The organism is Streptomyces sp. NPDC107538 (genome assembly GCF_055657445.1).
The window spans coordinates 21,219-42,509 of record NZ_JBVKAY010000006.1; the positions used below are offsets into that span (position 1 = coordinate 21,219).

Annotated in this window: 20 protein-coding genes; 9 read left to right on the top strand and 11 right to left on the bottom strand. The window is 71.1% G+C overall.

Features of this window, described 5'->3' with window-relative positions:
- Positions 1-49: 49 nt before the first annotated feature.
- The 4 genes from ACZ7MG_RS21820 to ACZ7MG_RS21835 all read right to left on the bottom strand — a co-directional run bounded on the left by ACZ7MG_RS21820 (position 50) and on the right by ACZ7MG_RS21835 (position 4,650).
- Positions 50-1,075, bottom strand: a complete 1,026-nt coding sequence (locus ACZ7MG_RS21820; protein WP_471391273.1) for a hypothetical protein — start codon at positions 1,073-1,075, stop codon at positions 50-52.
- A gap of 196 nt (positions 1,076-1,271) precedes the next feature.
- The gene (locus tag ACZ7MG_RS21825; RefSeq protein WP_471391271.1) at positions 1,272-2,021 is read right to left on the bottom strand and encodes a succinate dehydrogenase/fumarate reductase iron-sulfur subunit; all 750 of its coding nucleotides are present in this window, start codon (positions 2,019-2,021) and stop codon (positions 1,272-1,274) included.
- Positions 2,018-3,976 (bottom strand): fumarate reductase/succinate dehydrogenase flavoprotein subunit, encoded by a 1,959-nt coding sequence (locus tag ACZ7MG_RS21830; RefSeq protein ID WP_471391268.1) that lies wholly within the window; start codon positions 3,974-3,976, stop codon positions 2,018-2,020. Before ACZ7MG_RS21830 ends, ACZ7MG_RS21825 begins: the two co-directional genes overlap by 4 nt.
- A 2-nt stretch (positions 3,977-3,978) precedes the next feature.
- Positions 3,979-4,650: a succinate dehydrogenase gene (locus ACZ7MG_RS21835; protein WP_471391395.1), complete on the bottom strand. Its 672-nt coding sequence runs from the start codon at positions 4,648-4,650 to the stop codon at positions 3,979-3,981.
- A 138-nt stretch (positions 4,651-4,788) separates the two neighbouring features.
- On the opposite strand from ACZ7MG_RS21835, the gene ACZ7MG_RS21840 reads away from it, so the two are divergent.
- Positions 4,789-5,673: a LysR family transcriptional regulator gene (locus ACZ7MG_RS21840; protein WP_471391265.1), complete on the top strand. Its 885-nt coding sequence runs from the start codon at positions 4,789-4,791 to the stop codon at positions 5,671-5,673.
- Positions 5,674-5,819: 146 nt separating this feature from the next.
- On the opposite strand, the gene ACZ7MG_RS21845 is transcribed toward ACZ7MG_RS21840, so the two are convergent.
- The 3 genes from ACZ7MG_RS21845 to ACZ7MG_RS21855 all read right to left on the bottom strand — a co-directional run bounded on the left by ACZ7MG_RS21845 (position 5,820) and on the right by ACZ7MG_RS21855 (position 10,084).
- Entirely contained in the window at positions 5,820-7,964 is a 2,145-nt protein-coding gene (locus ACZ7MG_RS21845; protein WP_471391263.1) for a putative bifunctional diguanylate cyclase/phosphodiesterase, read from the bottom strand.
- Positions 7,961-8,773: an SAM-dependent methyltransferase gene (locus ACZ7MG_RS21850; RefSeq protein ID WP_471391260.1), complete on the bottom strand. Its 813-nt coding sequence runs from the start codon at positions 8,771-8,773 to the stop codon at positions 7,961-7,963. The genes ACZ7MG_RS21845 and ACZ7MG_RS21850 overlap by 4 nt, the downstream gene beginning before the upstream one ends.
- A 315-nt stretch (positions 8,774-9,088) precedes the next feature.
- Positions 9,089-10,084: an SCO0930 family lipoprotein gene (locus tag ACZ7MG_RS21855; RefSeq protein WP_471391258.1), complete on the bottom strand. Its 996-nt coding sequence runs from the start codon at positions 10,082-10,084 to the stop codon at positions 9,089-9,091.
- 273 nt (positions 10,085-10,357) lie between these two features.
- Here ACZ7MG_RS21855 and ACZ7MG_RS21860 point away from each other — a divergent pair, with 273 nt between their 5' ends.
- The 3 genes from ACZ7MG_RS21860 (at position 10,358) to ACZ7MG_RS21870 (ending at position 12,574) form a co-directional block, all read left to right on the top strand.
- Positions 10,358-11,023, top strand: a complete 666-nt coding sequence (locus ACZ7MG_RS21860; protein ID WP_471391256.1) for a hypothetical protein — start codon at positions 10,358-10,360, stop codon at positions 11,021-11,023.
- Between the two features lie 27 nt (positions 11,024-11,050).
- Positions 11,051-11,815 (top strand): bestrophin-like domain, encoded by a 765-nt coding sequence (locus ACZ7MG_RS21865; protein WP_471391253.1) that lies wholly within the window; start codon positions 11,051-11,053, stop codon positions 11,813-11,815.
- A gap of 240 nt (positions 11,816-12,055) precedes the next feature.
- Positions 12,056-12,574: a hypothetical protein gene (locus tag ACZ7MG_RS21870; RefSeq protein WP_471391251.1), complete on the top strand. Its 519-nt coding sequence runs from the start codon at positions 12,056-12,058 to the stop codon at positions 12,572-12,574.
- A gap of 130 nt (positions 12,575-12,704) precedes the next feature.
- Here the strand turns inward: ACZ7MG_RS21870 and ACZ7MG_RS21875 are convergent, their stop codons facing one another.
- Positions 12,705-13,196: a hypothetical protein gene (locus ACZ7MG_RS21875; RefSeq protein ID WP_471391249.1), complete on the bottom strand. Its 492-nt coding sequence runs from the start codon at positions 13,194-13,196 to the stop codon at positions 12,705-12,707.
- Positions 13,197-13,541: 345 nt separating this feature from the next.
- On the opposite strand from ACZ7MG_RS21875, the gene ACZ7MG_RS21880 reads away from it, so the two are divergent.
- Positions 13,542-14,213: a class F sortase gene (locus tag ACZ7MG_RS21880; RefSeq protein ID WP_471391392.1), complete on the top strand. Its 672-nt coding sequence runs from the start codon at positions 13,542-13,544 to the stop codon at positions 14,211-14,213.
- 36 nt (positions 14,214-14,249) lie between these two features.
- On the opposite strand, the gene ACZ7MG_RS21885 is transcribed toward ACZ7MG_RS21880, so the two are convergent.
- Positions 14,250-15,107: a polysaccharide deacetylase family protein gene (locus ACZ7MG_RS21885; protein ID WP_471391246.1), complete on the bottom strand. Its 858-nt coding sequence runs from the start codon at positions 15,105-15,107 to the stop codon at positions 14,250-14,252.
- Positions 15,108-15,258: 151 nt separating this feature from the next.
- Here ACZ7MG_RS21885 and ACZ7MG_RS21890 point away from each other — a divergent pair, with 151 nt between their 5' ends.
- From ACZ7MG_RS21890 to ACZ7MG_RS21905, 4 genes are all read left to right on the top strand, one after another.
- Positions 15,259-15,720, top strand: coding sequence for a universal stress protein (locus ACZ7MG_RS21890; protein ID WP_471391245.1), 462 nt, complete (start codon positions 15,259-15,261; stop codon positions 15,718-15,720).
- A 164-nt stretch (positions 15,721-15,884) separates the two neighbouring features.
- On the top strand, positions 15,885-16,430 hold the full coding sequence (locus tag ACZ7MG_RS21895; protein WP_450943071.1) for a sigma-70 family RNA polymerase sigma factor: 546 nt from the start codon (positions 15,885-15,887) through the stop codon (positions 16,428-16,430).
- 155 nt (positions 16,431-16,585) lie between these two features.
- The gene (locus ACZ7MG_RS21900) at positions 16,586-17,101 is read left to right on the top strand and encodes a hypothetical protein (RefSeq protein ID WP_471391241.1); all 516 of its coding nucleotides are present in this window, start codon (positions 16,586-16,588) and stop codon (positions 17,099-17,101) included.
- 228 nt (positions 17,102-17,329) lie between these two features.
- Complete coding sequence (locus ACZ7MG_RS21905) at positions 17,330-17,989, top strand: hypothetical protein (protein ID WP_471391239.1); 660 nt, start codon at positions 17,330-17,332, stop codon at positions 17,987-17,989.
- A gap of 130 nt (positions 17,990-18,119) precedes the next feature.
- On the opposite strand, the gene ACZ7MG_RS21910 is transcribed toward ACZ7MG_RS21905, so the two are convergent.
- Positions 18,120-18,989 carry an Fpg/Nei family DNA glycosylase gene (locus ACZ7MG_RS21910; RefSeq protein WP_471391236.1) on the bottom strand — a complete coding sequence of 290 codons (870 nt, stop codon included), beginning with the start codon at positions 18,987-18,989 and terminating at the stop codon, positions 18,120-18,122.
- A 167-nt stretch (positions 18,990-19,156) separates the two neighbouring features.
- The gene (locus ACZ7MG_RS21915) at positions 19,157-21,241 is read right to left on the bottom strand and encodes a SpoIIE family protein phosphatase (protein ID WP_471391234.1); all 2,085 of its coding nucleotides are present in this window, start codon (positions 21,239-21,241) and stop codon (positions 19,157-19,159) included.
- Positions 21,242-21,291: the final 50 nt, after the last annotated feature.

Sequence of the window (21,291 nt, forward strand, 5' to 3'; positions counted from 1 at the left end):
TGCGGGAGCCCGGATGTGCGCTTGTTGAACGGAACGGTCCCGGTGGCCGTCATCTGGCCGGGACGCAACCCCCGAGCCACGTGCGGGTTTCATCGGTGCCGAGGACCCGCTCCAGGACCAGATCGCCCGTCATCCCGGGGAAGAACCGTCCGGCCGGCCAGCTCCGCTCGTACGGCGGCGGATCGAGCACCAGCAGCCGTACACCGTCGACGACGGGGAGGTCACTGGGCGTGCCCTCGTTCCACACCCACTCCCCGCCGGGCGTCACGAGGTTGAAGGCCCCGGTCGTCGGTACCTGCCCCGGCGCGTCCCGGCAGACGGCGACCTCCCGCTCGGACGGCGCCCGCCCGTCGACATGCCCGCCGCCGACGAGCACTCCGGCGAGCAGCGTGTGCAGCTGGAAGTTGTCCCCGATGCCGCTCATCCGCAGCGCGTACCCGGTACCGCTGGGCCGGTGCAGCACGATCAGCGGCTCGTCGTCGAGCACGAGCAGGGCGTACGCGAGGCACTTGAAGTCGTGCCCGGACGCCTCCTCGACGGCCCGCAGCGCCCGGAACAGCCGGGTGCGCCGCCCGGCGTCGAGCCCGGTCCGTACGGCGGAGTGGCCGAGCAGGGCGACGGCTGCCGTTTCCCAGCGCGGCAGCAGCCACCAGCCGAGGGCGGCCTCCATGCCGACCCGTTCGACGACCGCCGGGTCGGGGTCCCCGTGGTCCGGCTCGGGGAAGTCCCCGCCGCCGGTGGCCACCCAGCGCTCGCAGAACTCGCCGGTGGCGTCGAGCGCCCAGTCGAGCCCCTGGAAGATCGCCGGCGCGCAGTCGGCCGGGTCCGCGCCCCGCTCGACACAGGCCCCGATCACGATGGCGACCATGGTGTCGGGCCCCGCGGGCAGCTCCGGCAGCAACGCGGCCAGCCGGGGCGCCGCCTGGACGATCTCGTGCCGCCCGGCTCCCTCGAACCGCCGGTGCATCTCCTGGTAGGCGCGCTGGGTCCGGGCCCCGTCCCGCTCCCGCACAGCGGCGTCGAAGGCGGCGACAGCCTCCAGAAACCGCTGCCTCCCCCTCCGCCCGAACATCATGCGCGCAGCCTACCCACACAGAAAATCCAGACGGGGCCGGGGATGAGCACCACTCCCGACCCCGCCCGCCCGCCCGACTAGGCGAACGTCCACTTGCGACCACGTCCCGCTGCAACGCGCCCCTCAAGGGGCGCGGGGAACTGCGCGACCAGCCACAACGGACGCGCACCCCGAATCCAACAGGCCCCCAACGGCGCTACCGCTTCCCGGATTTCCGCGCAGCCCGCAACCACTCCTTGTTCATACTCGTGATCGAAACCAGCGGAATCCCCTTAGGACAAGCCGTAGCGCACTCCCCGGCCAACGTGCACCCCCCGAACCCCTCCTCATCCATCCGCTCCACCATGTCCAACACCCGCGTCTCCCGCTCAGGCGCCCCCTGCGGCAACACACTCAGATGGTTGATCTTGGCCGAGGTGAACAACATCGCCGCCCCGTTGGGACACGCGGCCACACACGCCCCGCACCCGATGCACTCCGCGTGCTCGAACGCGAAATCCGCGTCCGGCTTCGGCACAGCCGTCGCGTGCGCCTCCGGCGCGGTCCCGGTCGGCGCCGTGATGTACCCCCCGGCCTGGATGATCCGGTCGAACGCGGACCGGTCCACGACGAGGTCCTTGACCACCGGGAACGCCGACGCCCGCCACGGCTCCACATCGATCGTGTCGCCGTCCGAGAAGGACCGCATGTGCAGCTGACAGGTCGTCGTCCGCTCCGGCCCGTGCGCGTCCCCGTTGATGACCAGCGAGCAGGCCCCGCAGATCCCCTCCCGGCAGTCGTGGTCGAAGGCCACGGGGTCGTCACCGCGCAGGATGAGTTCCTCGTTGAGCGTGTCGAGCATCTCCAGGAAGGACATGTCGGGCGAGATGTCGTCCACCTCGTACGTGGACATGGCGCCGTCGGCGTCGGCGGACCGCTGCCGCCAGACGCGCAGGGTGAGCTTCATGCGTAGCTCCGCTGGGTGGGGTGGACGTACTCGAAGACGAGGTCTTCCTTGTGCAGCACGGGGGCCGTGCCGGTGCCGGTGAACTCCCAGGCGGCGGCGTACGAGAACTCCTCGTCGCGGCGCTCCGCCTCACCGTCGGCCGTCTGGGACTCCTCACGGAAGTGACCGCCGCAGGACTCGGCGCGGTGGAGCGCGTCGAGGCACATCAGCTCGGCCAACTCCAGATAGTCGACGATCCGGTTGGCCTTCTCCAGGGACTGGTTGAACTCCTCGCCCGTCCCCGGGACCTTGATCCGCCGCCAGAACTCCTCCCGGATCTGCGGAATCCGCTCCAGCGCCTTCCGCAGCCCGCTGTCGGTACGGGCCATGCCGCAGAACTCCCACATCAGCTCGCCGAGTTCACGGTGGAAGGAGTCGGGCGTACGGTCGCCGTCGACGGCCAGCAGCAGGTTCAGCCGGTCCTCGGTCTCGGCCAACGCCTCCTGCACGGCGGGGTGTTCGGGGCCGATCCCGTCCTGCCGCGGATGCCGGGCGAGATAGTCGTTGATGGTGGCCGGCAGGACGAAGTACCCGTCGGCGAGGCCCTGCATCAGCGCGGACGCGCCGAGCCGGTTGGCGCCGTGGTCGGAGAAGTTGGCCTCCCCGATCGCGAACAGGCCGGGCACAGTGGTCTGGAGGTCGTAGTCCACCCACAGCCCGCCCATCGTGTAGTGCACGGCCGGGTAGATCCGCATCGGCACCCGGTACGGATCCTCGTCGGTGATCCGCTGGTACATGTCGAAGAGGTTGCCGTACTTGGCCTCGACGGCCTTGCGGCCCATCCGTGCGATGGCGTCGGCGAAGTCGAGGTAGACGCCCTGCCCGCCCGGGCCGACGCCCCGCCCCTCGTCGCAGACGTTCTTCGCGGCGCGGGAGGCGATGTCACGGGGGACGAGGTTGCCGAAGGAGGGATAGATCCGCTCCAGGTAGTAGTCGCGCTCGTCCTCGGGAATCTGGTTCGCCGGGCGGGTGTCACCCTGGGCCTTCGGCACCCAGATCCGGCCGTCGTTGCGCAGCGACTCGCTCATCAGCGTCAGCTTGGACTGGTGGTCGCCGGTGCGCGGGATGCACGTCGGATGGATCTGCGTGAAGCAGGGGTTCGCGAACAGCGCGCCCCGCCGGTGCGCCCGCCACACGGCGGTCGCGTTGGAGTTCATGGCGTTGGTCGACAGATAGAAGACGTTCCCGTACCCCCCGCTCGCCAGCACCACGGCGTCCGCGAAGTACGTGTCGATCTTCCCCGTGATCAGGTCCCGGGCCACGATCCCGCGCGCCCGCCCGTCGACCACGATCAGGTCGAGCATCTCGGTACGCGGATGCATCTCCACGTTCCCGACCGCGATCTGCCTGCTCAGCGCCTGGTAGGCGCCCAGGAGCAGTTGCTGCCCCGTCTGCCCTCGCGCGTAGAACGTCCGCGACACCTGCACGCCACCGAACGAACGGGTGTCGAGGAGCCCGCCGTACTCCCGGGCGAACGGCACGCCCTGGGCCACGCACTGGTCGATGATCTCGACGGAGATCTGCGCGAGCCGGTGGACGTTCGACTCCCGGGCCCGGAAGTCGCCGCCCTTGACGGTGTCGTAGAACAGCCGGTGCACCGAGTCGCCGTCGTTGCGGTAGTTCTTCGCGGCGTTGATACCGCCCTGCGCGGCGATCGAGTGGGCGCGGCGCGGGGAGTCCTGGTAGCAGAACTGGACGACGTGGTAGCCCTGTTCGGCGAGCGTGGCGCCGGCGGAGCCCCCCGCGAGGCCCGTGCCGACGACGATCACGGTGTGCTTGCGGCGGTTGGCGGGGTTGACGAGCTTGGCCTCGAACCGGCGCCGGTCCCAGCGTTCGGCGACCGGTCCCTCGGGGGCCTTGCCGTCGACGACCGGGTCACCGGTCACATAGTCCGCGTACTCGGAGGACGTACTCATGGTCAGCTCACCACTCCGGTCATGACGGCGACGGGTACGGAGACGAAGCCCGCGGTCAGCACCAGCGCGAGGACGTTCGCCGTGGTCTTCAGGGCCCGGTCACGGGTGCGGCTGCCGGCACCGAGGGTCTGGGCGGCGCTCCAGAAGCCGTGCCGGATGTGCAGGCCGAGCGCGAGCACCGCGACGATGTAGACGACGTTGCCGTACCAGGTGGAGAAGGTGTCGATCACGTTCTGGTACGGGTGTCCGGCCTCGAAACCGCCGGGGTGGGCGGTGCCGGTCGTCAGGTCGAGGATGTGCCAGACGATGAACAGGGCGAGGATGACGCCGCCCCAGCGCATGGTGCGGGTCGCGTAGCTCGCCCGGCGCTTCTTGTGGACGTACCTGCTCGGCCGGGCCCGCAGGTCGCGGCGGCTGAGCTGGTAGGCGGCGGTGGCATGGGCGACGACCGCGGCGACGAGCACCACGCGAACGATCCACAGGGCCCATTCGTAGTGCAGGAAGGGCTCGCCGAGGGTGCGCAGCCAGTGCGCGTAGCCGTTGAACTCGTCGGAGCCGAAGAAGATCTTGAGGTTGCCGAGCATATGGACGACCAGGTACGCCAGCATGATCAGTCCGCTGACGGCCATCACCGTCTTCTTGCCGAGGGAGCTGTCCCACACCGAGCGTGCCATGGACGGTTTTCGTTCCGCCCGTTCCGTCCGCGTTGCCAGAGCCATGGGACCGACGCTAGAACCGGGATGCCCCATCGGTCCAAGACATGAAACAGCTCGTTTCGATAGCCGGAAACTATCGTCACGTATCGTGGAGGGATGCAGTTCCAGCAGCTCCAGTACTTCGTGGCGGTGGCCGAGACCCGGCATTTCACCCGGGCCGCCGAGCTGGTCCATGTGGCGCAGCCGTCGCTGTCGCAGCAGATCAAGGCGCTGGAGCGGGAGTTGGGCGCGGACCTCTTCCGGCGGGCGCGCGGCAACATCACGCTGACCGACGCCGGTGAGGCGCTGCTGCCGCTGGCCCGCCGCATCCTCGCCGACACGGACACCGCCCGGCACGAGGTGCAGGAGCTGGTGCAGCTACGGCGGGGCCGGGTCCGGCTCGGCGCGACCCCGAGCGTGTGCACGGGTCTGCTCCCGGAGGTGCTGCGCGCCTTCCACGACCGCTATCCCGGTATCCGGCTGCTGATCGAGGAGGGCGGCTCGCACGACCTCGTACGACAACTGGCGCGCGGCGCGCTGGACCTGGCCCTGGTCGTCCTTCCGCTGCCCACGCCCTCCCCGGCGCTGACCACGGTGGAGCTACTGCGCGAGGACCTGGTGGTGGTCTCGTCCCCGGACGCGCCGAGGCCAGGCAACGGCCGCCGTACGGTCCGTGTCCCGGACCTGGAGGGCGAGCGTCTGGTGATGTTCCGCCACGGCTACGACCTGCGGGAACTCACCGTCGCCGCGTGTCGCTCCGCGGGGTTCGAGCCGGATTTCGCGGTGGAGGGCGGGGAGATGGACGCGGTCCTGGGCTTCGTGCGGGCGGGGCTCGGTGTGGCCGTCGTCCCGCGGATGGTCGCCACCCGGTCCGGGCGGGGCCTGCGGGTCACCCCGCTGGCCCGGCCCGGGCTGCATCGGACGATCGCGCTGGCCCACCGCAGTGATGTGGCTCCGCCTCGGGCCGCGCGGGAGTTGCAGCGGATGTTGGTCGAGCGGTGAGGGTACGGTGCCGGGCCCGGTCTCGCCTTGGGTGGTGAGCGCCGTTCGGGTCCGCGGGTGCGTTGTGGCTGGTCGCGCAGTTCCCCGCGCCCCTGAGGGGCGCTGCGCGCCCCCCGAAGTAGGAGCCCGGCGGTTGAGAAGGCCCCCTATCCCGTCGCGTCCACCAAAGCCAGTTCGTGCAGGCGGTCCGGCGGGCCCGGGCGGGCGTAGTACCAGCCCTGGGCCGTGTCGCAGCCGAGTATGCGCAGCTGTTCGGCCTGGGCGCCGGTCTCGACGCCCTCTACGGTGACCGCGAGGTCGAGGCTGTGGGCGAGGGAGACGATGCCCTCGACGATCTTCAGATCGACGGGGTCGGCCGGGAACTGCTGCATGCTCTGGGTGAAGGACCGGTCCAACTTCAGGACGCGGACCGGCAGTCGGCGCAGGTTGGCGAGGTTGGAGTAGCCGGTGCCGAAGTCGTCGAGGGCGATGTCGACGCCCATCTCGGAGAGCCTGCGCAGCGGTTTGAGCAGGTCGTCGTCGGCGCCGATCAGCGCGGACTCGGTGACCTCCAGGCAGAGCGCGTCGGGTTCGAGGCCCGCGCGCTCCAGGATGTCGACGGTGTCCTGGACCAGCCCGGGATGGGTCAACTGGCACGGCGACAGATTGACGTTGACCCGCAGCGGGCCGGTGGCTCCCGTGCCGCCGTGTCGTTCCTGCCAGTCCCGGGCCTGGCGCACCGACTGCTCCAGGACCCAGCGGCCGAGCGGCACGATCAGCCCGGTGCGTTCGGCGAGCGGGATGAAGCGGTCGGGGCCGAGCACGCCGTGCTGCGGATGCAGCCAGCGGACGAGGGCCTCGGCGCCGCGTACGGTCCCGTCACCGAGGTGGACCAGCGGCTGATACTCGATGAAGAACTCGCCCCGGTCCAGGGCGGCGGGCAGCGCGGTGGTGAGGCCGTGCCGGGTGATGGCGCGGGCGTCGGCCTCCGCGTCGGCGACCTCGTAGCGGTTGCCGCCCGCGGACTTGGCCCGGTACATCGTGATGTCGGCGCTGCGCAGCACCTCCGCCGGACCCCGCTCGCCCGCCGGGCCCTCGACGATGCCGATGCTGCCGCGGACCAGCAGTTCGCGGCCCTCGATGCGGACGGGGGTGACCAGCGCGTTCATGATGCGGTCGGCGAGTTCGTCGACCTCGCGTTCGGTGTCGGTGCCGGTGGTCAGCGCCACGAACTCGTCGCCGCCGAGCCGGGCGACCATCTCGCCGGGCGCGGTCGCGCAGGACTGCAGCCGGTCGGCGACCTCGACGAGCAGCCGGTCGCCGGCCGCGTGCCCGAGGCTGTCGTTGATGGTCTTGAAGCCGTCGAGGTCGAGGTAGCAGAGGCCGAACCGCTGGCCGTCGCCCGCCGCGAGGGCCTTCTCCAGGCGCTCGAAGAACAGGGTGCGGTTGGGCAGTCCGGTGAGCGCGTCATGGGTGGCCTCGTAGCGGAGGCGGAGGTTGAGCAGCCGCCGCTCGGTGGTGTCCTCCATGAGGGCCAGCTGGTACTGGGGCCGGCCGTCCGCGTCCCGGAGCAGGGAGACCGTCAGATTGGTCCACAGGACCGTGCCGTCGGGGCGGTGGAACGCCTTTTCGGTGTGGTAGTGCTCGCGGTCGCCGCCGACCAGTTCGTCGTATAGGCGCCACACCTGGGGTGCGTCCTCGGGGTGCTTCCACTCGGGGACGCGGCGCCCGCGCATCGCCTGCTCGGTGACCCCGAACATCCGCAGCAGCGCGCCGTTGACCTGGAGGATGTTGCCGTCGAGGTCGGCGATGCCGATGCCTATGGCGGCACCCTCGAACACCGCGCGGAAGCGGGCCTCGGTCGCGTGCAGCGCCCGGGCGACCGCGCCCTGGGCCTCCAGCGCCGCGCGGGCGATCGCCTCCTGCTCGGCCAGTGTCCGCTGCCGCAGCGCCTCGGCGTATCCGGCGGCCATCGCGGACTGCAGCCGCGCGGCCCGCGCCCGCAGATCGTCCTGGGGGCCGTCGCCGCCGCAGTAGAGCACCAGATAGGCGTCGACGCAGTCCAGGGTCCGGCTGAGCGCCTCGGGTTCGGTGCAGTGCGCGTCGACGAGCGCGGCGCCGACGGCCCGGCCCGCCTCGGCGTCGTACGTCCTGGCCCGCAGCGCCTCGCTGAGCCGGCGGGCCAGCGGCAGCAGTTGTTCCTCGAACTCGGGTCGGGTCAGCGACGTGGAGGTGGCGGGGAAGACCGCGCGGCTCCAGATGGTCGCGAACCGGCGGAGTCTTCCCTCCGGCCCGTCCGGCTCCGCCCTCACGCCTTGGTCCCCACGCCGGCGAACCCCGCGAAGGCGTACGGATCCTCGTCCTCGGGAGCCGTGTCGGGCCGCCACTTCGCCATCGGCACCAGTCCGGGTTCCACCATGTCGTACCCCTCGAAGAACCGCGCGATCTCACCTCGAGAGCGCATGATCAGCGGATTGCGAATGTCCTTGTACACGTCCACCGCGCCCTCGGCCCGCTCCTGGGGAAGCGGAATGCCCTCGTAGGAGGCATGCGAGACGACGAGTAAGCTGCCGGGCGCGAGCGCGTCACGCAACTCGGCCACCGCTCCGTACGGGTCGTCCGTGTCCTCCACGAAGTGCAGTATGGCAACCAGGAGCAGGGCCACCGGCCGGTTCAGGTCGATCAGTCGCTCGACCTGGGGGCTCGTGAGGATGTCACGGGGCTTGCGGAGGTCGGCCGCGACCACGTCCGCGTCGTCGTTCCCCTTCAGAACCGCCTGGCTGTGTGCTACTGCGACCGGGTCGTGGTCGACGTAGACGACGCGGGCGCCGGGGCTGGCGTCCTGGGCGACCTCGTGCACGTTTCCGAAGGTGGGGATCCCGGATCCGATGTCCAGGAACTGGGTGACACCCCGCTCCGCCGCGTGCCGCACGGCGCGGCGGGTGAACGCCCGGTTCGCCTGCATGATCTTGGGCAGGCCCGGCATGAACTCCATGGCCCTGCGCGCCGCTTCCCGGTCGACCTCGAAGTTGTGCGAACCGCCCAGGTAGTAGTCGTACATGCGCGCCACGGAGGGCATCGAGATGTCGATGTTCCGCGGCGCCCAGGCGGGACGCTCCATCTGTGTTCTCCAACGCGTCGGGGGTGGCGTAGGCGATCCGGTGTTCGAGCTGAGGCTACTGATCGTCCGCCGAAGGAGCGAGTAAAAACGGAAATTGACCGTCCGTTCAAGGTCGCTGCCGATGGCACATGCCCAACCGCCGCCCCGACCATGCCTGTTCGGACCCGAACATTCCCGGGGCCGGGGAACACCGGGCCCGGACGCGCCTGTTCGGCCGGGTCCGGGCATGCCAAGCGGTCCGCCCCCTCCGTGCGGTGCGGAGGGGGCGGACCTGGATCGGCCGCGCTGCTGCGGTGCGTGGGGAAGGCGCGCGACCTACTTGTCGGCTCCGATGGGCTCGCCGTCGCCGTTGATGGCGAACCAGGTGCCGCCGACGCCCTGACCGTTGGTGTCGCCCGGGGACTTGTCGTTGGCGAAGGTGTAGAGCGGGATGCAGTTGATGGTCTGCTGCTTGATGCCGTCGGGACGGTCGAAGACCGTGTAGCCCTTCAGCAGGATGCCCTTGGTGTCGTTCTTGTCGACCGGGGCGACGACAGGCCACTTGTCGAGGCAGGCGCCGGTGCACTTGGTCGACATCGGCCACTGGGTGTCCTTGAGGAACCGGTACACCGTCATGCCGTTCTTGTCGACGACGATCTCGCCGAGCTTGGCGTCCTTGCGGGTGGTCAGACCGGCCTGCTCGACCGCGTCGCCACCGGTGTCACCCGCGTCACCGCCGGCGGAACCGCCCTTGGTGGAGGCCTTCTTGCCGTTCGGGTCCGACGCGAACCAGGTGCCCTTGAGGCCCTGGCCCTTGATGTCGCCGGCCTTGGTGTCCTTCGCGAAGTAGTACATCGGCCAGCCGCCGACCGTCAGCTGCTTGGTACCGTCGGGACGGCTGACCTCGCCGAGCAGCGCCTTGTCGACACCCTCGGCGGCGGTGGCGCCCGAGGCGGGCACCGGCGGCCAGGTGGTGGCGCACTCGCCCTCACAGGTCGTCTTCGGCGGCTCGAAGGAGTCCTTGTCGAAGCGGTACAGGGTGCGGCCGGCGCTGTCCGTGAGGACCTTGCCGTACTCGTCGCTGTTCCACACGGTCAGCTGCCCCGCCGAGGCGGCCGTGGTGGACTGGGCGGACGTACCGGAGCCCGCCGCGCCGGCGCCGGCCGTGCCGGTTCCGGTGCCCGCGATGGTTCCGGCACCGAGCGTCGGTGTGGAAGCGGCGCCCACGTTCTGCGAGGACGTCGACCCCTGTTCCTGACCGCACGCCGTCGTCAGCACCAGTACAGCCGCAGCTGTCGCTACGAGTGAGGCGCTCCGCCAGGAGGTCTTCATTCCAACTCCCCGTGTATCCGGTGGGTGTTGCAGCGCCCTACTGCGCCGCTTGCTGGTCCTAGGTACGCGTGGGGGTGGCTGATGTGTTCAACGCTGCACGAATTTCTTTCGGAACTCTGTGACGGAGTGTGGGGCGCGGCGTGCGGCGGCATCGAAAAAGAGGTCAGCACCGGGCCCTCGCACTCAAACATTCGGGGCCCGTTTTTCCCTCATTTGGAGCAATCCATCCGTGCTCACGCGTACGCGGGCGCGCGACCACGGATGATCTCCGACGTGCAAGGACCCCAACGGACCCGATCCGCTCTCGCCCTGCGGCTGCCGGCCCTGCTCGCACTGACCTGGCTCCTCACCGGAGCACCGAGCGGCACGGCGGTCGCCGACGCCTGCGCGTACGCCGTCGTCGGCCCGGACAGCGGCGGCGCGGTCGCCGTGGCGATCGGGAGCACCGGCTCCTGCGAGTCGCCACCCCCGACCACCCCGCCGCCCCCTCCTCCACCGCCCCCACCACCGCCGACGCCGTCCCCGACGCCGTCGTGCCCCCCGGAGCCGACGCCGTCGCCCGACCCCACCCCCGATCCCCCGCCCACTCCCACACCCACACCCACCCCGGATCCGACTCCGGATCCTCCGCCGCCTCCGAAGCCGTCGCCCACCCCGCCCCCGAGGCCCGCGCCACCGCCGCCTCCCCCACCACCACCGGCACCGCCACCGCCGCCCGTCACCGTGGCGCCCCGGCCGGCCCCCGCCCTGCCTCCCCCGCCGAAGCCGAAGCCCTCGCCGAGTCCACGTCCGGAGGTGTCGCCGACCCCGGTCAGCTATCCCCCGTACCGGGCCCCGTCCCACTCGGCGGCCAAGCCCTCCGGCCCGTCCCTCGTCTCCATGGCCCTGCTCGTCACCGTCCCCGCGGTGTTCGCCGCCGCCGCCCTGCGTCCGCGCTAGAACCGCTCCGATCCCTGGAGGAACCTCTTGTCGGAATGGCTTGTTCTCACCCTCGCGATGGGGGCGGCCTGTCTGGTCGTCCTCATCGTGGCCGTAGTACGGCATCACGCCGCACCCGCGGACGAGGACCCGTCCGAGACCCCGGACGTCATCGAGTACATCACCATGATGATCGGCGTGGTGTACGCCATCGTGCTGGGCCTGGCGATCGCCGGTGTCTGGGAGGCCCGCAGCGCCGCCCAGGACCAGGTCCAGGCCGAGGCACAGGCCCTGCACGAGATCAGTGAGCGGGTGCGGGTGTACCCGGAGGACGTGCGCGACGGGATCCGCGCGGACATCGACGCCTATGTCGGCCACGTGGTGACCACCGAGTGGAAGGTCATGGCCGAGAAGGGCGAGGTGACCGAGCGCGGCACCGCCCTGTTCGACACCGTGCGCCACGAGGTCACCGACTACGAGCCGCGCAGCGACTTCGAGGCGCAGGCGTATCAGCCACTGCTCGACCAGGTGGCCGCCGCCGACGCCGCGCGCGGCAACCGCGCGGACTCCACCGGCGAGACGATGCCGGGCGTGGTCTGGTTCGGCCTGATCATCGGCGCCGTCGTCACGGTCGGCATGGTGTTCGCGCTGCAGATCCGGCGTACACCGCGCGAGCTGATCCTCGCCGGTCTGTTCTCCGCCCTCATCGCGTTCCTGCTGTTCCTCGTCTGGGACTTCGACGCGCCCTACAGCCGGGGCCTGTCGGCCACCGCGGATCCGTTCCTCGCCCTGTTCCCGAACGCGGGCGGGTGACGGTCCCTCAAGCCCGGTCGCCGGAATCAGGTTCCACGGCCGGGGGACGGGCGCCACGCCGCGCCCGTCCCCCGGCCGTACGTATGCCGGTCCCCTGAGCGGAGCACATCCGTGCCCCATTCGCGCGACTGAGATCGCGCCGCACGGCGCGCCTTCCTAGCGTTTCGGTCATCGAGGTGCATTTCCGGCGCAGGCGGAATCGGTCCGCGGCAGGCTCCTCGGGGACCCGGAGGCTCATCCATGCGCGCGATACGCGTCGCTTCGGCCGCTCTGCTGGGCGTGACCGCCCTCTCCCTGACCGCTCCCGCCGCCCACGCGGCACGGGCCGGCGACATCACGTCGTTCGGTTTCGGTGTCGTGCCCTCGACGGTCGCCCCCGGTGGGCAGGTGACCCTGCGCGTGGACGGCTGCCGGCACCGTACGACGGTGTCCTCGGGTGTGTTCGACGCCGTCGTCATCCCCCACGGCCACTCCTCCGCCACGGCGAGCGTCGACCGGGACGCCAGGCCCGGCACGGTGTACGAGGTGACGTTCCAGTGCGGTGACGAGACCGGGCGGACGGATCTCACCATCGCCTCCGGCCACCCGACGCACCACCCCACCCATCATCCTTCCCGGGGCTCCCACGCCGGGGCCGGCGGCACCGTCGCCGGCTTCGACCTCACGGAGATCGGCCTGGGTGCCGCACTCGTCGCGGGCACGCTGGGCGTGGCCTGGCACTGGTCGGGCCGCCGTCCTGAGGACGGCGGCCACAGCTGACCACTGTCCCCGCCGCACCGCGACAGCCCTCCACCCCGGACCGTTACGGGCTCCGGGGCGAAGGGCTGTGCTTCTCGGCGAGCTTGTTCTCGGCTCAGCGCCTGTTCTCGGCTCAGAGCTTGCTATCGAATCAGAGCTTGCTCTCGGCGCGGCGGCGCATCCAGAACACCCCGCCGCCGACGACCGCCGCCGTCACCAGTCCGCCGCCGATCGCGATGTCGGTCGTCGTGGCCCCGGTGGACGTGCTGCCGCCGAGGCCGCCTCGCACCCCGCCGATGACGGTGAAGACACCGGTGAACGTCTTGCGCTTGCTCTCGCAGTGGGTGGTGACGCTGTACGAACCGGGGCTCGCGTCGGAGTTGACCCGCACGGTGGCCGAGGCGGTCGTGCCGCCCATGGAGGTGAGGTTGGTGGTGGGGAAGGCGTTGGAGCTGATGGTGCTGCCGGCGATCGCGCACGCGTCACCGCCGCTGACGGTGAGGACGAGCTGCCCGCCGCGGGCGATGACGTTGGGGGCGGCCGTCACCCTGCTCGGCTGGTCCCAGGCGGCGGCCGTCGGCGCGGCGACGCCGACCAGGGCGACCGCGGCGGCCGAGGCCGCCAGGACACGAGAGTTACGCATGTGATCCTCCGCGGAAGACGCCCCGGGTCCCGTCCCCGGTCGATCGGCGAGAAAGCGTCTCCCGGAACGACCCTCAGATGCCGTGCGCGGGGCCGCATTTCGGCGCTGGTCCGTCCTGGTGAGTGCCGGTCGGGGACACGCCGGGGATATCTCCGTACGATCGGATATCACCGCAGGTCACGGACCGTCAGAAAAAACCTCCGGGCGGCGAACTCGGATGGCGCAGAAGTCGGCTCCGCCGCCACCCGTTCGTACCTGCCCCCGTCGCCTTCGACGTGCGGCACGCTTAGCTTTTGTCGTATGCGCGACGGACACGGCGACGGCCGGGTCGAGAGGGGATGGCGAATGTATTCGTCCGGACCGGCCGAGGCCGAATGGGAGGAGCGGCGGAAGAAGCGCGCTCCCTGGGGCGTGATAGCGCTTGTTCTGCTGACCGGTCTCGCTCTGATCCGGAACGGCTCGGGGGAGTTCGACGTGGGCCCGCCGCAGCCGGCGTCCGCGGCGGCGGCCGACAGCGGCGGCACCCCGCACGGCACCTTCACCGACGTTCCCGACCCGTTGCCGTACTCCATGGTCGACCGGGTGCGGATCCCCTCGATCCGGGTGGACGCGCCGGCCATGCCCGTCGGGCTGGACGCGCAGGGCTGGGTGGACGCGCCGCCGGCCCGGGATCCGAACCTCGCGGGCTGGTTCACCGGCGCGGTCTCCCCCGGCGAGAAGGGCACGGCCGTCGTGGTCGGTCATGTCGACAACAATCAGGGGCCCGCCGTGTTCTACGGACTCGGGGCACTGAAAAAGGGCACCGAGGTCGAGATCCGGCGCGCGGACCGAAAGACCGCCGTCTTCGAGATCTACGGCATCGAGGTCTTCGAGAAGAACAACTTCCCGGGCGACCGGGTCTACGGGAACAGCGGGATTCCCGAATTGCGGGTCATCACCTGCGGGGGCGGATTCTCCAAGCAGAACGGCTACGACGGGAACGTCGTCGTGTTCGCCCGCCTGGTCGAGGTGCGCTGAGCGTTCCCGGCCGGGCGGGCGACAGTCCGTAAGGCGTCAGGCGTATTTCCGTTGGGGCACGGTGACGCGGTATCCGGAGTCCAGCAGTTCGGGCAGGTAGTCGCGCAGGGCCGCCACGCTCTGCGAGCGGTCGCCGCCCGCGTCGTGGGAGAGCACGACGACACCGGGGCCCGCTCCGTCCGTCACCCGCTCGGCGATGGTGTGCGCGCCGGGGGTCCGCCAGTCGAGGGTGTCCACGGTCCAGCCCAGCGGCTCCATACCGAGTTCGGCGCCGAACCGGAACGCGGCCCGGTTCCAGGCGCCGTACGGGGCGCGGAACCACAGTGGCGGTTCGCCGTAGGCCTTCTCGATGATGTCGCTGGTACGGGCCATCTCGTCATGGACCCGGGACCGGGAGAGGGTGGTGAGCAGCGGATGGGACCAGGTGTGGTTGCCGACCACATGGCCGTCGTCGGCCATCTCCCGCAGCAGGTCCTTGTGCTGGACCGCCATCTCGCCGCAGACGAAGAACATCGCGCGGACGTCGTGGTCGCGGAGGATGCGCAGAATGTCGGGTGTGTAGCGGGGGTCGGGGCCGTCGTCGAAGGACAGCACCATGCTCCGGCCGCGCCCTTCCATCCGCAGGAACGGCTCGCTGCGGACGCCGGCCGGGAGCAGGGCGCGGCGCCGGGCGGGCCGGCCGTAGCCGGTGAGGGGCTGGAGACGGTAGGAGGAGGGCCGGAGCACCGGGCGGCCGCCGGAGCCGGCCGCCGGGGCGGGCGCGCCGGCCGGTGCCGGAGCGGAGCCCCCGTCGCCGATGAGCAGAGCGGCGGTCCCCACCGTGGTGCCCGCGCCCAGCAGGGCGGCGGCGCCCGTCACCAGATGGCGACGCGTGAACATCTGATCCTTCGTCATGACTCATCAGTCGACCAAGGCGGGGACGGCGCACCACCACGACACCGGTGCGGCGGCATGGAAACACCCGATCGGAGTAATGCGCCGCGCCGCGCTCCCGGCGGGCGCCCGGCGCACGCCGGTGCCCGGGTGCTCGGATAGCCTCGCGACCGTGACCGATCAGCAAGCACACCGGTTCGAACGCGGCACCGACGGACCGAAGGTCGTCCTCGTCGGACTGGACGGCTCCGAGACCTCGCTGCGGGCCGTGTCCTACGCCGCCGGCCTCGCCCGCCGCCAGCACGCGCTGCTCGCCATCGTGTACGTGCAGCCGCTGCTGGCGGCCAGTGCCGCGCTCGGGGTGCCGGTGGCGGGCACGACCGACGAGATCGCCGAACACCTCGTGGCGGAGATCCGGGAGGCCGCCGAGCAGGTGAAGGGCATCTTCGAGGTGCGCTGGGAGTTCCACACCTTCCGCGGCGACCCGTTCAACGGCCTGGTGACGGCGGCGGACCGGCTCAAGGCCGACGCGGTCGTGGTGGGCGCCTCCCAACAGGCCGGCCACCGCATCGTCGGCTCGGTCGCCCTACGCCTGGTGAAGGCGGGCCGCTGGCCGGTGACGGTGGTGCCGTAGGCGCCGATCCGGTGGGGCCGTTCAGGTCGACCGGGTACCGGAGGCAAAGCCTCCGAAGGACCGGCAGACCGTTCGTCGCACCGTTCGTCGACAGGTTCGACCGCCCGCCGCACACCCGTGACGGGCCCCTGTCCCCGCGCCACGGCCCGCGTTCCCATACGGCCATGACGGCCGGAACCACGATCACCTACGGGACGACCGCCGAACACGAGCTGGCCGAGCTCCAGCGCGAACACGGCCGCCCTCTCTTCGCCCTGCTGCTGCGGCTCTCCGACGGAGACCGCCACCGCGCCGAGGACCTGGTGCAGGAGACCCTCGTGCGCGCCTGGCAACACCCCGAGGCGCTGCGCGCCGACGACTTCGACTCCGTACGCCCCTGGCTGCTCACCGTCGGGCGGCGGCTCGCCATCGACGCGCGGCGGGCCCGGCAGGCGCGCCCCGCCGAGGTGGGGGACGCGGTGCTGGAGAACGCCCGAGTGATGGCGGATCACGCCGAACGGTCGGTGGCGACCCTCGATGTACGGGAAGCTGTGAAGACACTCACTCCCGAACACCGGGAAGTACTGGTGCAGGTGTACTTCCAGGGGGCGAGTGTGGCGGAAGCCGCCGAAGCCCTCGGGATCCCGCCCGGTACGGTGAAGTCCCGCGCGTACTACGCGCTGCGCGCCCTGCGCCGGGTGCTTCCCGGATACGCGGCCGACCTGCGGTGAAACCCATGGCCGAGTCAAACCTCCGTAAAGCGCCTTGCTGAATACCCCGGTTGAGCAATCAGCTGTCTTCTATCCGTGTTTCGGATGGGGGCCGGGGCCTGGTCTCCAGGCCCGGGGTCGGGCGACGCGCACGCACCGGAGGAAGGCAGGAAGGGATGCTGCACAGAGGGCAGGAGAGCACGGACGGCGCCGGCGGCGGCGAACTGGCCGTCCCGATGGCGTGGTTCTACGCCGAGTACATCGCGGAGGAGCTGCTGCGGACGGGCGACCTGATGCCGCCGACGTCCTTCGAGTTCCGTGCGGGGCGCGACGCCCTGGCGCTGACCATCTTCCTCTCGGACGCGGGCGGTGAGCTCTCCGGCATCCGGGTCGTGACCCAGCTGGAGACCTGGCTGTCGCTGACGGCGTACGACCAGCCGTGGCAGGACTGGGTGTGCGAGCGTATGGCGCACTTCGCCGCCGAGGCGCTGGAGTCGGGCGACCCGTCACCGGACCTGGACCTGGCGGCCGCGGCCTGGCGCTGGCTGGAGGAGACGGAGCTGCTCGCCCCCGACCTGGACGCGGTGCCGGGCGGCGGCGCGGTGCTGGGCGAGGACGACGGGCCGAAGGTCTGGACCCCGGCCTGGCGGCTCGGTCTGCCGCTGGGGCATCTGGCGATCCACCTGTTCTGAGCCCGGCCGTCCCGGGCCCGGGCCCAGACACCCCGTGTTCAGGTGGCGGCCATCCGGCTGTCGCGGCCCCGATGGACCAACTTTTTCGATCCCGGACCAATCCGCCCGGCGGAGGGCTCCGAATCTTTTGGTTGGCAATGGTCGCGGGGCTTGAGTGATTCGTCGGTCAGGTCCGTACCGGTGGGGGCAGGAAGCAACCCCCACCGCACACCGGCCCGAGGAATTGCCATGTGGTCCCAGGATCGTCATCACGACGTCGGCGCGTACGCGCTGGGCGTGCTGGACGAGGTGGATTCGTTCCACTTCGAGGACCATGTCCGCGGCTGCCCGCAGTGCGCGGTACAGGTCACCGAGTTCCGCCCGGCTGCCCGCCAGCTGATGCTGTACCGCAACGCGACCCCGCGTGCGGTGCACCCCTTCGCCGCGCCCGGCCCCCGGATGCTGGGACGGCTGCTCGACGAGGTGGCCGCCCGCCACCGGGCCAAGCGCAGGCGCTGGCTGTTCGCCCTGGCGGCCTCCGTGGTCATCGCCGTGGGCGGCCCCGCCGTGGCCGTTCTCGCAGGTCCGGGCGAGGCACCGGACACCGTCGCCGCCACGGACGCCAAGACCGGCGTATGGGCGGAGATCAAGGCCGAGGAACGGGTCTGGGGCAGCGACATCGAGCTGAAGGTCAAGGAGGCGGACGGCGCCCACGCCTGCCGGCTCGTCGTGATCGGCAAGGACGGCTCCGAGGAGACGGCCGCCAACTGGAAGTCCCCCGAGGGCGCGGACAAGGCCTCCGAGATGGTGGGCGGCACCGCCATGCAGCGCGAGGACATCAGCCACTTCGAGGTGCGCAGCCAGGACGGCGAGGTTCTGGCGACGCTCAAGGCCCCGGCCTGGCGCTGAGCTGGCCCCCATCGACCCGCACATTGGTCCGTACCTTCAATGGTTGCGGATCATGGTCGGACTCGGACCGGGGCCGTTTCGAGGCCCTCTGCGCCATGGTCACGCCAGGTGCCTCGCGCCGGCCGAGTCGCTATTTGAGCAACCGTGACAGGCGTCGGTCGGCGAGGGGCTTGCCGCCCGTCTGACAGGTCGGGCAGTACTGCAACGAGGAATCGCTGAAGGAGACCTCCCGGACGGTGTCCCCGCACACCGGGCAGGGCTCCCCGGTCCGGCCGTGCACCCGCAGCCCGCTCTTCTTCTCCGCCTTCAGCCTCCCGGCCGCCAGCCCCCGGGAACGCTCCACGGCCTCGGTGAGGGTGCCGCGCAACGCCTCGTACAGATGCCGGACCTCCTCCGGCTTCAGCGAGGAGGCCAGCTTGAAGGGCGACATCCTCGCGGCGTGCAGGATCTCGTCGCTGTACGCGTTCCCGATCCCGGCGATCAGGCTCTGGTCCCGCAGCGCGCCCTTGAGCTGCCGCCGCTCCCCCGCGAGCAGCCCCGCGAACCGGGTCACGTCGAACTCGTCGGCGAGGGGGTCCGGACCGAGCCGGGCGACGCCCGGCACCTCCGCCGGGTCCCGTACGACGTACACCGCCAGCCGTTTCTGCGTCCCGGCCTCGGTGAGGTCGAAGCCCTCGCCGGTCTCCAGGGCGACGCGCAGGGCCAGCGGGCTCTTGCCGCCGGGTTTCGGCGGGCCGTCCGGCAGCCGGTCCCGCCACTGCAGCCAGCCGGCTCGCGCCAGGTGCGTCACGAGGTGCAGTTCGCCGCCGTCCGCCTCGATGTCCAGGAACTTCCCGTACCGCCGTACGCCCGTGACCGCCCGCCCCTCGAACGCGCTCACGGGCGGGTCGTACGTCTTCAGCACACTGATCGCCACGGGCAGCACACGGACGACCTCATGACCGACCAGACTCCCACCCAGGAAGTCCCGCAACGCCTCCACCTCGGGCAATTCAGGCATAAGTCCAGAGTGCCATGGGTGTCCGCAGCGCGTTGTCGACCGCGGGTCCGGTGGGGCTGCGGGCCGAAAAGCACGGGGCGCAGCCCCGGCTTTTCAGGGGCGCGGGGAACTGCGCGAGAAGCCCCACGCACCCGCACCCGACCACGCACCCCAAAGGCCCCGCCCCCTCACGCACCCGGCAGCACGAACTCGCACCACACACACTTCCCCCCACCCCGCGCCTCCACCCCCCACACATCCGTCAGTCGGTCCACCAACAGCAACCCCCTCCCCGACACCCCCGCCTCCCCCGCCTCCCTCCGCCGCGGCAACGCACTGGACGAGTCCTCGACCTCCACCCGCAACCGCCGATCGGACCCCGCCAACGCCCGCAACGTCACGATCGCCGCCCCCTCCGTATGCATGAGCGCATTGGTGATCAGCTCATCCGCGACCAGCTCGATCTCGTCGGCCCGATCCCGCGCCCCCCACGTCCGCACCGCCGCCCCGATCATGTGCCGCGCCTCGGTGAGCGCCTCCGGATCCCCGGGCCCCACATGCTGCTGGAGCCGCCCACCGGGCTGCTCCGCACTACGGCTGCGCCGCCGGAGCAGCAGCAGCGCCACGTCGTCGTCGCCGCCCCGCTCCTCCGCCACGTCGATGAGCCGGTCGGCGAGATCGTCGACGTCGTCGGGCCCCGTGGCGATCAGCGCCTTCAGCGTCCGCATGCCGTCGTCGAGGTCGGCGCCGGGCTGCTCGATGAGCCCGTCGGTGCAGAGCAGCAGCGTCTGCCCGGGGAACATCTCGACGGTGGTCACGGGGTACTCCAGACCGCCGAACTCGGCGGACAACCCGAGCGGCAGCCCGCCCTCCACGACCACCCGGTGACAGGTGCCGTCGGTGTGCCGCACCAGCGGGTCGATGTGCCCGGCCCGCACCACCTGGACGACCCCGGTGGACAGGTCGGCCTCCGCGTACAGACAGGTCGCGAAGCGGTCGGTGTCGAGTTCGTGGAGGAAGGCGGAGGCGCGGGCCATCACCGTGGCCGGGGTGTGCCCCTCGGTGGCGTAGGCCTTGAGGACGATACGGAGCTGGCCCATGACGGCCGCCGCGTGCGTGTCGTGGCCCTGGACGTCGCCGATGACGGCGCCGACGCGCCCGCCGGGCAGCGGGATGAGGTCGTACCAGTCGCCGCCGATGTCCCTCCCGAGCGAGCCGCCGAAGGACGCGGCCCGGTAGCGAACAGCGATGTCGGCGCCCGGGACGCTGGGGATCGACCGGGGCAGCATGGCCTGCTGGAGTCCCTCGGCGAGGTCCTTCTCCCCCTCGTAGAACATGGCCCGCTGGAGGCTCTGGGCGATGCTGCTGCCGAGCGCGATGAGGACGTCGCGCTCCTCGGAGGTGAAGCCCCGCCGGTCGTTGTAGAGCAGCCCCATCGCGCCGATGGGCCGGGCCTGCACGATCAGCGGCAGATAGGCGGCCGAGGTGATCTTGAGGTCGGTGATGTGCGGCCACAGCAGCGGGTACGACTCGGCGAACTCCTCCGGCGACTCGATGAAGTGCGGCACGAGATGCCGTACGACCTCGTTCATCGGGTATTTCACGTCGAGGCGGGTGATCCGGGTGCCGGGCACATAGCTGTCCTCGGGGCCGGCGGCGACCATCCGGACCCGCCCCGCCTCGACCAGGCCCATGACCAGGCTGGTCGCGCCGAGGTGGGTGAGTCCGTCGGTGTCCTCCAGCACGTCGATCACGTCCTGGACGGTCCGGGCGTGGGCCAGGGCGGCCGTGATGACCTGGACGACGTTGGGCTGTCGGCGGCGGGCCTCGTCGTGCGCGGCCCGCTCGGTGCGGGAGCGGATCTCGCGCAGCTCCCGGGTGGCGTCGCGGACGATGCCGATCACGCGGTACGGGCGGCCGGTGGCGTCACGGCGGATGTAGCCCTGGGTGTGGGTCCAGCGCAGGGTGCCCTCGCGGGTCCGGATCCGGAAGTAGGCCCCGTAGTTCTCGCTGCCGTCCTTGAGTGCCTGCGAGACGAGGGTGTCGAGTCTGCGGCCCTCCATCGGGGGCACCCGCAGCGACAGGGTCTCGGGGTTGCCGTCGTACTCGTCCGGGCGGACGTCGAAGATCTCATGGGCCTTGGCGTCCATGTGGAACGCACCGGCGTCGAGGTCCCAGTCGAAGGTGCCCATGAGATTGAGTGCCAGGACGGGGTCCGGGTGGGAGAGCCAGTCGTCCGGGACGTCGGAGTCGCTCGCTCCCCGATCAACCATGGGGACACTTTGACAGCATTTGCCTGAATATTCGAGTGGAGGCAGCCATC

What these genes read in the sequence shown, in the direction of transcription:
- ACZ7MG_RS21820 (WP_471391273.1), bottom strand. Translation starts at nt 1,075, where the DNA reads ATGATGTTCGGGCGGAGGGGGAGGCAGCGGTTTCTGGAGGCTGTCGCC.
- ACZ7MG_RS21825 (WP_471391271.1), bottom strand. Translation starts at nt 2,021, where the DNA reads ATGAAGCTCACCCTGCGCGTCTGGCGGCAGCGGTCCGCCGACGCCGAC.
- ACZ7MG_RS21830 (WP_471391268.1), bottom strand. Translation starts at nt 3,976, where the DNA reads ATGAGTACGTCCTCCGAGTACGCGGACTATGTGACCGGTGACCCGGTC.
- ACZ7MG_RS21835 (WP_471391395.1), bottom strand. Translation starts at nt 4,650, where the DNA reads ATGGCACGCTCGGTGTGGGACAGCTCCCTCGGCAAGAAGACGGTGATG.
- ACZ7MG_RS21840 (WP_471391265.1), top strand. Translation starts at nt 4,789, where the DNA reads ATGCAGTTCCAGCAGCTCCAGTACTTCGTGGCGGTGGCCGAGACCCGG.
- ACZ7MG_RS21850 (WP_471391260.1), bottom strand. Translation starts at nt 8,773, where the DNA reads ATGGAGCGTCCCGCCTGGGCGCCGCGGAACATCGACATCTCGATGCCC.
- ACZ7MG_RS21855 (WP_471391258.1), bottom strand. Translation starts at nt 10,084, where the DNA reads ATGAAGACCTCCTGGCGGAGCGCCTCACTCGTAGCGACAGCTGCGGCT.
- ACZ7MG_RS21870 (WP_471391251.1), top strand. Translation starts at nt 12,056, where the DNA reads ATGCGCGCGATACGCGTCGCTTCGGCCGCTCTGCTGGGCGTGACCGCC.
- ACZ7MG_RS21875 (WP_471391249.1), bottom strand. Translation starts at nt 13,196, where the DNA reads ATGCGTAACTCTCGTGTCCTGGCGGCCTCGGCCGCCGCGGTCGCCCTG.
- ACZ7MG_RS21880 (WP_471391392.1), top strand. Translation starts at nt 13,542, where the DNA reads ATGTATTCGTCCGGACCGGCCGAGGCCGAATGGGAGGAGCGGCGGAAG.
- ACZ7MG_RS21885 (WP_471391246.1), bottom strand. Translation starts at nt 15,107, where the DNA reads ATGACGAAGGATCAGATGTTCACGCGTCGCCATCTGGTGACGGGCGCC.
- ACZ7MG_RS21895 (WP_450943071.1), top strand. Translation starts at nt 15,885, where the DNA reads ATGACGGCCGGAACCACGATCACCTACGGGACGACCGCCGAACACGAG.
- ACZ7MG_RS21900 (WP_471391241.1), top strand. Translation starts at nt 16,586, where the DNA reads ATGCTGCACAGAGGGCAGGAGAGCACGGACGGCGCCGGCGGCGGCGAA.
- ACZ7MG_RS21905 (WP_471391239.1), top strand. Translation starts at nt 17,330, where the DNA reads ATGTGGTCCCAGGATCGTCATCACGACGTCGGCGCGTACGCGCTGGGC.
- ACZ7MG_RS21910 (WP_471391236.1), bottom strand. Translation starts at nt 18,989, where the DNA reads ATGCCTGAATTGCCCGAGGTGGAGGCGTTGCGGGACTTCCTGGGTGGG.
- ACZ7MG_RS21915 (WP_471391234.1), bottom strand. Translation starts at nt 21,241, where the DNA reads ATGGTTGATCGGGGAGCGAGCGACTCCGACGTCCCGGACGACTGGCTC.